Genomic DNA, 9725 nt, shown 5'->3' on the forward strand with positions numbered 1-9725 from the left:
GGCGTTAGAGACCCTAATGGAATAAGGCCTTTGATGTTTGGCAAAGTTGGGGATTCTTATATGTTTGCATCTGAAACTTGTGCTTTTGATATTATAGGCGGGGAACATATTAGAGATGTGAAAGAAGGTGAAATGATTGTAATTGATAAGAAAAAACTTCACCAAAATAAACCATTTGCGGAATGCGTAACTTCTATTTTTCCGTTTGAAAAAACTTCATCAAAATTTTGTATTTTTGAATTTGTATATTTTTCAAGACCAGATAGCCAAATTGAAAATAAAGATGTTTATGCGGTTAGAAAAAGAATGGGTGCGGAACTCGCAAAAATCTCTCCAGTAAAGGCGGATATTGTTGTGCCAGTGCCTGATTCAGGCGTTGCCTCAGCGATTGGTTATGCGGAAGAATCAGGCTGTAAATTTGAGCTAGGAATCATCAGAAATCACTATGTTGGCAGAACTTTTATTGAGCCAACTGAAAGCATCAGGCATTTAGGTGTTAAGCTGAAACATAATGCAAACAGAGCTGTAATTGAAGGGAAATCAGTAATTTTAATTGATGATAGCATCGTGCGTGGCACTACTTCTAGGAAAATTGTTGATATGGTGCGTGCGGCGGGTGCAAAGGAAGTTCATATGCGTATCGCAAGCCCTGCAACAACGGATTCCTGCTTTTTTGGGATAGATACACCCTCAAAAGATAAACTCCTTGCTTCTCAAATGAATAATGAGGAGATCTGCAAATTCATCAATGCTGATAGCCTTGCTTATTTAAGTTTAGATTCATTATATAAAGCCGTTGCTGATACTAAAAGAGATAGTAAAAACCCACAATATTGTGATGCTTGCTTTAGTGGTGAATATCCTGTGGAACTCAAAGATAAATTGGCTGGGGTTTGATTTTAGAAAATTTATAAATAATTTTTGTGTTTTTCCTCTATAGTGTCACCCCGCATTTATTGCGGGGTTAAATGTAAAACACGCTCAAAAATTAGACTTAAAAACACTTCCAGCCATTAACCCCGCAATAAATGCGGGGTGACAATTTGCAGTTTATTGTATAAAATGTATAGTAAACACTTTCACGCTATAAACATCATAGTTTCTAGTTGATGGTTTTTAGTTTTTGTGTATTAAACCATAAACCATTAACCATCAACGATTAACCCTATGTCAAAATTTTTTACCGCTAGTTACGCCGAAACAGATAAAGAACTCAAAGCAGCTATTGATGGCGAGCTTTCTCGCCAGCAAAATCAGATTGAGCTTATAGCCTCTGAAAACATTGCTTCTCGTGCGGTGATGACAGCACAAGGCTCAGTTTTCACAAATAAATATGCGGAAGGCTATCCAGCGAAAAGATATTATGGCGGTTGTGAATATGCTGATAAAGTTGAACAATTAGCTATTGATAGGGCTTGTGCTTTATTCGGTGCAAAATATGCGAATGTTCAGCCAAATTCAGGCTCACAAGCAAATCAGGCGGTGTTTACTGCACTCATCAAACCGGGTGATACTATCCTTGGGCAATCACTTGCAGCAGGTGGGCATTTAACTCATGGGGCAGCACCGAATCAATCTGGTAAATGGTTTAACTCTGTGCAGTATGGTGTGCGTGAAGCTGATGGTTTACTAAGCTATGAAGAGATTGAAGAGCTTGCACAAAAGCATAAGCCAAAACTTCTAATTGGCGGTTTCTCTGCTTATCCAAGAGTTGTAGATTGGGCGAGGCTTCGCAAAATTGCTGATTCTGTTGGCGCATATTTCCTTGTGGATATGGCGCATATTGCAGGTTTGGTGGCAGCTGGTGAATATCCTTCACCACTTCCATATGCTGATGTTGTAACTTCAACTACTCACAAAACTTTAAGAGGCCCAAGAGGTGGAATTATCCTCTCTAACTTCCCAGAAAAGAAAGTTGGTAAAACTGCGAAAGGTAACGATATTTTACTCAGTAATGCAATTAATTCAGCGATTTTCCCTGGTATTCAGGGCGGGCCACTTGTTCACGTGATTGCTGCAAAAGCCGTTTGCTTTGCGGAAGATAACACACCAGAGTTCAAAAATTATGCAAAACAAGTTATTGCTAATGCTAGAATTTTAGCTTCTACGCTAATTAAGCGTGGGCTGAATATAGTTTCAGGTGGCACAGATAATCACATTGTTCTTTGCGATTTACGCCCGAAAAATCTAACTGGTAAAGCGGCAGAAGAATCTTTAGAAAGAGCAGGTTTAACTTGTAATAAAAACGCTATTCCGTTTGATCCGCAACCCCCTTTTGTTACATCTGGCGTTCGTTTGGGAACTCCAGCGGGAACAACGCGTGGCTTTGGTTTGAAGGAGTTTGAAGAGATTGGAAACCTTATTGGTGATGTATTTGATGGCTTAGCTAAAAACCCAGAGAATAACAGCGAAACTGAAAAAGTAGTTAAGGCAAAAGTTCAAGCCCTCTGCGCTAAATTTCCGATTTATGCTAGCTGTTTTTAGTTAAATTTAGGAGTTCAGTTTTTCATTTAATTCAATAAAAAGGGCTGGAAAACCAGCCCTTAAATTTTTTATCTCTAACTTCAGAAGAAAAATCTTACCATCTGAAGTGAGCGAAAGCTTTGTTAGATTCAGCCATTTTGTGGGTATCTTCACGCTTTTTCATTGCTATACCACGCTTGTTAAGAATATCTAAAAGTTCATTAGCAACTCTTTCTTCCATCTCTTTTTCTTTACGAGAGCGAGCCGCATTAACAAGCCATCTTAAAGCAACTGCTTGTGCGCGAGCTGGGCGAACTTCAACTGGAACTTGGTAAGTTGCACCACCAACCCTACGAGAACGAACTTCAAGCTGTGGCTTCAAATTCTCAAGAGCTTCTTGGAAAACTTCAAGAGGGTCTCTCTTAGTTTTTTTAGAAATTGTATCAAATGCATTATATACAATGCTTTCAGAAACTGATTTCTTGCCATCATACATTAGTGAATTGATGAATTTTGTAACTACTACATTACCAAATTTTGCATCTGGTAAAACTTTTCTTGCTGTTGCACTGTGCCTTCTAGACATATGAATTAATTTTTAATAGTTAATTATTTAGGTTTCTTCGCGCCGTATTTAGAACGCTGTTGTTTTCTATCTTTAACGCCTTGAGTATCAAGAGAACCACGAACGATGTGATAACGCACACCTGGTAAATCTTTTACCCTTCCACCACGGATAAGAACCACAGAGTGTTCTTGCAAATTGTGTCCTTCACCTGGAATGTAAGCAGTAACTTCAAACCCGTTGGATAATCTAACACGAGCAACTTTACGAAGTGCAGAGTTTGGTTTTTTAGGAGTAGTTGTGTAAACACGAGTGCAAACACCACGCTTTTGCGGATTAGCTTCAAGTGCTGGAACCTTGTTACGAACTGGCTTTTCAGTTCTTGGCTTTCTAATTAATTGGTTAATAGTTGGCATAAAAAATTATATTTTCTCTTTATTAGGAAGAAGTTTCTTATACATCAAATTCTATAAGTCAAGATAAAAATTGGTTGATGGTAGCTGGTTGATAGTTGATAGCTAAAATGCTTTTGAAACTTAAATCTTAAAAACCATCAACCAATTAGGGCTTCCATAATAAAATTAAACTGCTATATAATCCAGCAAATCTTTGAAAATGCTAATGTTTCAATTTTTTTATTTGCACTACTTGAAACTGAGATTTTGTTTCTTATATAATTTAAGCAAATTAATTTTAACTTTATAATTCAATAATATAGGAGGCTATTATGGCAATAAGACCACTTCACGATAGAATTTTGGTTGAACGCTTAGAGCAGGAACAAAAAACTGCAGGCGGAATTATCATTCCGGATAATGCAAAAGAAAAACCTACCAAAGGTAAAGTTGTTGCAGTTGGCAACGGCACTTGGGACGAAGACGGCGAAAAAAGAATTCCGCTTGATGTTAAAAAAGGCGATGTAGTTCTTTTCGCTAAATGGGGTGGAACAGAAGTATCTCACGATGGAAAAGAATATTTAATCATGAAAGAGTCTGATATTTTAGCGATTCTTGAAGATAAGAAGGCAGCATAACTTTTTCTAGTATCAGTGGTCAGTATCAGTAATAGTGATACTAGCCCACTGGCACTAGCACTGATACTAATCACTAATAAAAAGGAGAATAAAATGGCAAAACAAGTAGAATATGGTGCTAAAGCTAGGGAAAAATTCCTGCTTGGCGTTGATAAATTAGCAAATGCAGTAAAAGTAACTTTAGGGCCAAAAGGCAGAAATGTTGTTATTGCAAAATCTTTTGGTGCACCAAGAATTACTAAAGATGGTGTAACTGTTGCGAAAGAAATTGAGCTTTCTGATAAGTTTGAAAATATGGGTGCGCAATTAATTCGTGAAGTTGCAAGCAAAACTAATGATGTTGCAGGTGATGGCACTACAACTTCAACCGTTCTTGCACAAGCGATTGCTCATGAAGGTTCTAAGGCGGTTGCTGCTGGCTTAAACCCAATGGATGTTAAGCGTGGTATTGATTTAGCTGTTACTCAAGCGATTGAATTCATCAAAAAATCTGCAAGACCAGTTGCTAATAAAAATGAGATTGCTCAAGTTGGAACTATCTCTGCAAATGGTGATACAGAAATTGGTGAAAAGCTTGCTGAAGCTATGGAAAGAGTTGGCAAAGAAGGCGTTATCACAGTTGAAGAAGGCAAATCACTTGAGTTTGAACTTGATATAGTTGAAGGCTTACAATTTGATAGAGGCTTCCTTTCTCCATATTTCATCACTAATGGTGATAAAATGATTGCTGACCTTGAAGATGCATTCGTGTTAATTTACGATAAAAAACTTTCAAGCCTGCAACCACTTCTTCCAATATTAGAGCCGATTGCTCAAAATGGTCGCCCACTTCTTATTATAGCTGAAGATGTTGAAGGAGAAGCGTTAGCAACTTTAGTTGTTAATAAACTTCGTGGTGGCTTAAAAGTTTGTGCTGTTAAAGCCCCAGGTTTTGGCGACAGAAGAAAAGCAATGCTTGAAGATATTGCAATAGTAACTGGTGGTCGCGTTATCAGCGAAGAAATCGGTGATAAACTTGAAAATACTACCCTTCAAGATTTAGGTAAAGCTAAGAAAATCAGCGTTGACAAAGACAACACAACAATCGTTGGCGGTGCTGGTGAGAAGAAAACTATTGAAGCTCGTGCTAATCAAATCAGAAAAGAAATTGAGAAAACTACTTCTGATTATGATCGTGAGAAACTTCAAGAACGCCTAGCGAAAATTGCTGGTGGTGTTGCGGTTATCCGTGTTGGTGGTGCAACTGAAGTTGAAGTTAAAGAACGCAGAGACAGAGTTGATGATGCTCTTAACGCAACTCGTGCAGCAGTTGAAGAAGGTATTGTTCCAGGTGGTGGTGCAACTTTACTTCGTGCAGCTCAATCTTTAGAAAAACTTGAAGCAATTAACGAAGCTCAGCGCGCTGGTATAAATATCGTTCGTAGAGCTTTAGAAGCTCCAATCCGTCAGATTGCACAGAATGCTGGTTTTGATGGCGCGGTTGTTGCTGGTAAAGTTAAAGAAGCGAAAAGCAAAACTGAAATATTTGATGCTCAAAACCTTGAATATGTTGATGCTTTCGCAAAAGGAATCATTGACCCAGCTAAAGTTGTTCGCACAGCCCTTCAAGATGCGGCTTCAATCGCAGGTTTGATTGTAACTACTGAAGCTCTAGTTGCTGACCTTCCAGAAGATAAGAAAGATTCTGCACCAGATATGGGTGGCATGGGCGGAATGGGTGGTATGGGTGGCATGGGTGGATTCTAACCTAGTTGCCAGATTTTAGTTGTCAGAGTTCAGTAAATTAAAAAAACTGAACTCTAGATACTGAACTCTAAAAACTCATATAACTATAAACTACAAAGGGGCTTTTCCAGCCCCTTTTTTTATTGAATAATTCTTTATTAGTCATTGTGTATGAGATTTAGCGAATGAAATAATCTCATGGTTTTTATCTCTCAAGATTGCTTTACTCACGAAATCTCATTCACAATAACGAAATTCAATTCTAGTTTCAAGTTTCCAAGAAACACTAGTCCACTCTTAACTCCTTAGGAATTAGAACGAAATATCTTCCTTGTTGTTTCATTCCGCTGGAAACTTTTTCAGCAAATTCACCACTACCAAAGAATATATCAGCACGCACAGCCCCCTTAATTGCAGCACCTGTATCTTGTGCATTAACTAGGAAGGTTAGATTTCTAGGTAAATCTTTAATGCCAACTGGTGGGTAAGTTGTTTCAACCCAAACTGGTGAACCAAGTGGTATAAATTCAGGATCAACCGCAATACTTCCCATTGGTGTTAAATCCACGCCAAGTGAGCCTCTTGGGCTGTTATTGCGATATTCAAAAAATATAAATCTAGGATTTTTATTAAGTTCTTTGAAGGAAATTTGGGGGTTTCTATCAATCCATTCCATCATTTTGGTTGCACTAAGTTCATCTCTTCTAATTAAACCTTGTTCTATTACATCGGTTGCAAATGATTTATATTGATAGCCATTATTGCCCGCATAACCAAAGTGGATAATATTTCCATTTGGTTCAATAATTCTACCAGTGCCTTGAATTTGCATAAAATAAAGCCTGCCCTTGCTTTCAGCATAACCTAAAATTGGTGCTTTACCTTTCAATGCACCCGCTTCAATTTCGGCACGAGATTTATTTTGAAGTGATTTATCAGTTGGCAAGCCATAAATTGGATATCTAAATCTTTCAGATGGGGTTCTGCTTCCGCTAAGTTCAATCTCATAATAACCAGTAAAAGTGCCATTATATCCGTTTTCTCCTTCAACTAAATATGGCGTAAAATTTTGTTCAAAAAATGCTTTGGGATTATTCTGATATTTCTTCGCTAAATCACACTTAGCAAGCCATAGACTTTTATTTTCTCTAAATAATGCGTTATTTGGAAATTTGTTATTTTGTAAATTTTCACAAGTCGCAAGAAAAGCCCTATGTCCAAGCACTATATTCCCATGCTTCCAACCATTTAGAGATTGAAAACCAACTTGGCGATATTCCTTCTTTTTCTTAATGATGGGCACGCCAAACTCACAAGAAACTAGCGATAGTAAGAGGAATAATAGAGCGAAAAAAGTGGTAAAAACTTTCATTTAGATAAGAAGAAAATTATGACAAAGAAACAATTAGCCAGTTAGGGCTGAGGGATTTTATATTTCTTTCAAATTCCCACTCATCTTCAACAATCTCAATTTGAGTTGGATTGCCTGAAATTAGCTCACCTGCTTCATTTTTCACAAGGTTAATTTGCTCAGATAAAACCTTAAGCCTTACCCTTGCAATATTATTGTTTAGGCTCGCTGAGGTGATTTCTTTGGCATCAATAGAAACAATATTCCTTTCTTCCCTTTTGCCCTCTGTGAGGTTTGAATTTAATTTTTGGGTAATAGTTTCAAATAAATTGCCAGCTAGTAAATTTTTTAAAGTTTCTCTATCATTAGTAGAATAAGCCTTAAACACCATCTCAAAGGCAAGTTTTGCACCATAAACGAAATTATTAACTTTGAAATTTGCATCTTTAGATGAAATTTCGGCGAGATTTTGTTTAGTTATATCGCTGTAAGTAACTTCATCAATAATTTCAGGATCTTCTTTCTTATCTTTGCTGTTCAAAATAATCTGGGCAGGAGCTTTTTTGGCAGATGCCTCAGGCGTAACACCCGCACTTGCTTGCTCGTGCTTGCGGATAATTTCTTGAATCTGATCATCACTATCTTTTTTACCAAGCACGCTAAATAGCCTAAATGCTATAAAAGCTGCGACTAATGCAAAAAAGATTATATCTCCGTAAGTTGCTTCCATTTTATGTAATTTACATTATTTCAATATTAATATAGATATTACAATATTATTTACAACTAATCTATAATTAATAATGAGTAGTTTTAAGGAAAACTTGCCAAATTACCTCACTTTTGGGCGTATTCTTGCCATACCTTTTATGGTTTTATTCTTTCTTGTGGAAGATGGAATTAAATATGTAACCACTACAATTTTTATTATTGCTTGCCTAACTGATTATTTAGATGGATACCTTTCTCGCAAGTGGAATGTGCAATCAAAACTTGGTGAACTGATGGATCCTATCGCCGATAAACTTATTGTAATTACGGCTCTTGCATTGTTTTTGGATAAAGATGAAAGCCATATTTTGCTTATTCCAACAATTGGAATAATGTGCCGTGAGGTTTTTATATCTGGGCTTCGTGAATTTGTTGCGAAAACCGCAAGTGAAATTCCAGTTACAAAACTTGCTAAATGGAAAACAGGGGCTCAAATGACGGCAATGATTATATTGCTTGCGGTTGGCGGCTCTGAGGAGTTTTTGTTATTATATATTTTAGGTGCAGCGGCGTTGTGGTTTGCATTTGGTCTTACAATTTACACTGGCTGGCTTTACTTCAAAGTAGCTAAAGATAAAGGTTTAATTTAGTGAGTCATACCTGCGAAGGCAGGTATCCAGCAAACAATCAAAATTTCTCTTCTTGGATTGGAAGATTTATTTTGGCTGGGCTGGATTCCCGCCTTCGCGGGAATGACTAGGAAAATAAAATAAAAAATGCTGTCAGAAATAAATAAAATAAGGTTAGAAAATTTTAAGAAAACCAAAAGGGGTTATTATTCTTTCCTGCTTTTTTGTCTTTTGCTTTTCTTAAGTTTTTTTGCAGAATTTATTGCAAATGATAAACCGATTTTACTTAAATTTGATGATAAATATTATTTGCCAATTTTTTTCTCATATCCTGAAACTGAGTTTGGTGGAGTTTTTGAAACAGAAGCCGATTATAAAGACCAGTTTTTTCTAGAAGATTTATCCAAAAAAGGTTGGGCAATTTGGCCACCAATAAAATTTAGTTACAACACTATAAATTACGCAAGGCAGGCAAACCACCCAGCACCGCCTGATAAAGAAAATCTGCTCGGCACTGATGATAGAGGCAGAGATATTCTTGCGATGACAATTTATGGCTTTAGAATCTCAGTAGTTTTTGGTTTAATCCTTACAATTTTAAGCTCACTAATTGGTATTTTTATTGGTGCGTTGCAGGGTTATATTGCTGGCTGGTTTGACCTTGTGATGGAAAGATTTCGCGAACTTTGGGATAGTATTCCAAATTTACTTGTGCTGATAATTGTTGCGAGTGTTTTTGAGATAAATTTTATAATGCTAATTTTTATTGTGTTAATGTTCAAATGGACTGGAATGGTTGGTGCAGTGCGTGCGGAGGTTTTGAAAGTGCGAAATTTTGAATATGTAACCGCTGCAAAGGCTCTAGGGGTTAAAACGCCAAGGCTGATTTTCACTCATATTTTGCCAAATTCTTTAGTCACAACGGTTACAAAAATGCCTTTTGTGGTTAGTGCTGCAATTACAACCCTTACATCGCTTGATTTTCTTGGGTTTGGCTTGCCAGCCGAATATCCATCACTTGGTGAAATTCTCTCACAAGCTAAACAAAATCTGCAAGCCCCATGGCTTGGAATTACCGGTTTTGTGATTGTATCCATAATGCTTTCCCTGCTTGTTTTTACAGGTGAAGCCGCCCGCGATGCCCTCGCCCCAAACAAAGTTTTTAGAAAGTAGATTTACTTGAAATTCAAACAAAGCCCTTGCCATAAAATGCAAAATAAGGCATAATTTCTTTGATGTGGCGTAAAG

Annotated in this window: 10 protein-coding genes; 6 read left to right on the plus strand and 4 right to left on the minus strand. The window is 37.1% G+C overall.

Features of this window, described 5'->3' with window-relative positions:
• Both SFT90_00460 and glyA read left to right on the plus strand, forming a co-directional pair.
• A partial coding sequence (locus SFT90_00460; GenBank protein ID MDX1948956.1) for an amidophosphoribosyltransferase occupies positions 1 to 897 on the plus strand: 897 nt, incomplete at its 5' end.
• A gap of 270 nt (positions 898 to 1167) precedes the next feature.
• Positions 1168 to 2484, plus strand: a complete 1317-nt coding sequence (gene glyA, locus SFT90_00465; GenBank protein MDX1948957.1) for a serine hydroxymethyltransferase — start codon at positions 1168 to 1170, stop codon at positions 2482 to 2484.
• A 94-nt stretch (positions 2485 to 2578) separates the two neighbouring features.
• Here glyA and rpsG read toward each other — a convergent pair whose 3' ends face one another.
• Both rpsG and rpsL read right to left on the minus strand, forming a co-directional pair.
• Positions 2579 to 3049 (minus strand): 30S ribosomal protein S7, encoded by a 471-nt coding sequence (rpsG, locus tag SFT90_00470; GenBank protein ID MDX1948958.1) that lies wholly within the window; start codon positions 3047 to 3049, stop codon positions 2579 to 2581.
• A 23-nt stretch (positions 3050 to 3072) separates the two neighbouring features.
• Positions 3073 to 3444: a 30S ribosomal protein S12 gene (rpsL, locus tag SFT90_00475; GenBank protein MDX1948959.1), complete on the minus strand. Its 372-nt coding sequence runs from the start codon at positions 3442 to 3444 to the stop codon at positions 3073 to 3075.
• 311 nt (positions 3445 to 3755) lie between these two features.
• On the opposite strand from rpsL, the gene groES reads away from it, so the two are divergent.
• Entirely contained in the window at positions 3756 to 4061 is a 306-nt protein-coding gene (gene groES / locus SFT90_00480; GenBank protein ID MDX1948960.1) for a co-chaperone GroES, read from the plus strand.
• 93 nt (positions 4062 to 4154) lie between these two features.
• On the plus strand, positions 4155 to 5807 hold the full coding sequence (gene groL, locus SFT90_00485) for a chaperonin GroEL (GenBank protein ID MDX1948961.1): 1653 nt from the start codon (positions 4155 to 4157) through the stop codon (positions 5805 to 5807).
• Between the two features lie 265 nt (positions 5808 to 6072).
• Here the strand turns inward: groL and SFT90_00490 are convergent, their stop codons facing one another.
• Both SFT90_00490 and SFT90_00495 read right to left on the minus strand, forming a co-directional pair.
• Positions 6073 to 7158 carry an MltA domain-containing protein gene (locus SFT90_00490; protein MDX1948962.1) on the minus strand — a complete coding sequence of 362 codons (1086 nt, stop codon included), beginning with the start codon at positions 7156 to 7158 and terminating at the stop codon, positions 6073 to 6075.
• 16 nt (positions 7159 to 7174) lie between these two features.
• Positions 7175 to 7867 (minus strand): Tim44/TimA family putative adaptor protein, encoded by a 693-nt coding sequence (locus SFT90_00495; protein ID MDX1948963.1) that lies wholly within the window; start codon positions 7865 to 7867, stop codon positions 7175 to 7177.
• Positions 7868 to 7940: 73 nt separating this feature from the next.
• On the opposite strand from SFT90_00495, the gene pgsA reads away from it, so the two are divergent.
• Positions 7941 to 8498, plus strand: coding sequence for a CDP-diacylglycerol--glycerol-3-phosphate 3-phosphatidyltransferase (gene pgsA / locus SFT90_00500; protein MDX1948964.1), 558 nt, complete (start codon positions 7941 to 7943; stop codon positions 8496 to 8498).
• Between the two features lie 126 nt (positions 8499 to 8624).
• On the plus strand, positions 8625 to 9650 hold the full coding sequence (locus SFT90_00505; GenBank protein MDX1948965.1) for an ABC transporter permease: 1026 nt from the start codon (positions 8625 to 8627) through the stop codon (positions 9648 to 9650).
• Positions 9651 to 9725: the final 75 nt, after the last annotated feature.

It is taken from the genome of Rickettsiales bacterium (assembly GCA_033762595.1).
Lineage (GTDB): Bacteria > Pseudomonadota > Alphaproteobacteria > Rickettsiales > UBA8987 > JANPLD01.

Bases quoted from the DNA above. Each gene is read 5' to 3' on its own strand.
- glyA (MDX1948957.1), top strand. From the start codon at position 1,168: ATGTCAAAATTTTTTACCGCTAGTTACGCCGAAACAGATAAAGAACTC.
- rpsG (MDX1948958.1), bottom strand. From the start codon at position 3,049: ATGTCTAGAAGGCACAGTGCAACAGCAAGAAAAGTTTTACCAGATGCA.
- rpsL (MDX1948959.1), bottom strand. From the start codon at position 3,444: ATGCCAACTATTAACCAATTAATTAGAAAGCCAAGAACTGAAAAGCCA.
- groES (MDX1948960.1), top strand. From the start codon at position 3,756: ATGGCAATAAGACCACTTCACGATAGAATTTTGGTTGAACGCTTAGAG.
- groL (MDX1948961.1), top strand. From the start codon at position 4,155: ATGGCAAAACAAGTAGAATATGGTGCTAAAGCTAGGGAAAAATTCCTG.
- SFT90_00490 (MDX1948962.1), bottom strand. From the start codon at position 7,158: ATGAAAGTTTTTACCACTTTTTTCGCTCTATTATTCCTCTTACTATCG.
- SFT90_00495 (MDX1948963.1), bottom strand. From the start codon at position 7,867: ATGGAAGCAACTTACGGAGATATAATCTTTTTTGCATTAGTCGCAGCT.
- pgsA (MDX1948964.1), top strand. From the start codon at position 7,941: ATGAGTAGTTTTAAGGAAAACTTGCCAAATTACCTCACTTTTGGGCGT.
- SFT90_00505 (MDX1948965.1), top strand. From the start codon at position 8,625: ATGCTGTCAGAAATAAATAAAATAAGGTTAGAAAATTTTAAGAAAACC.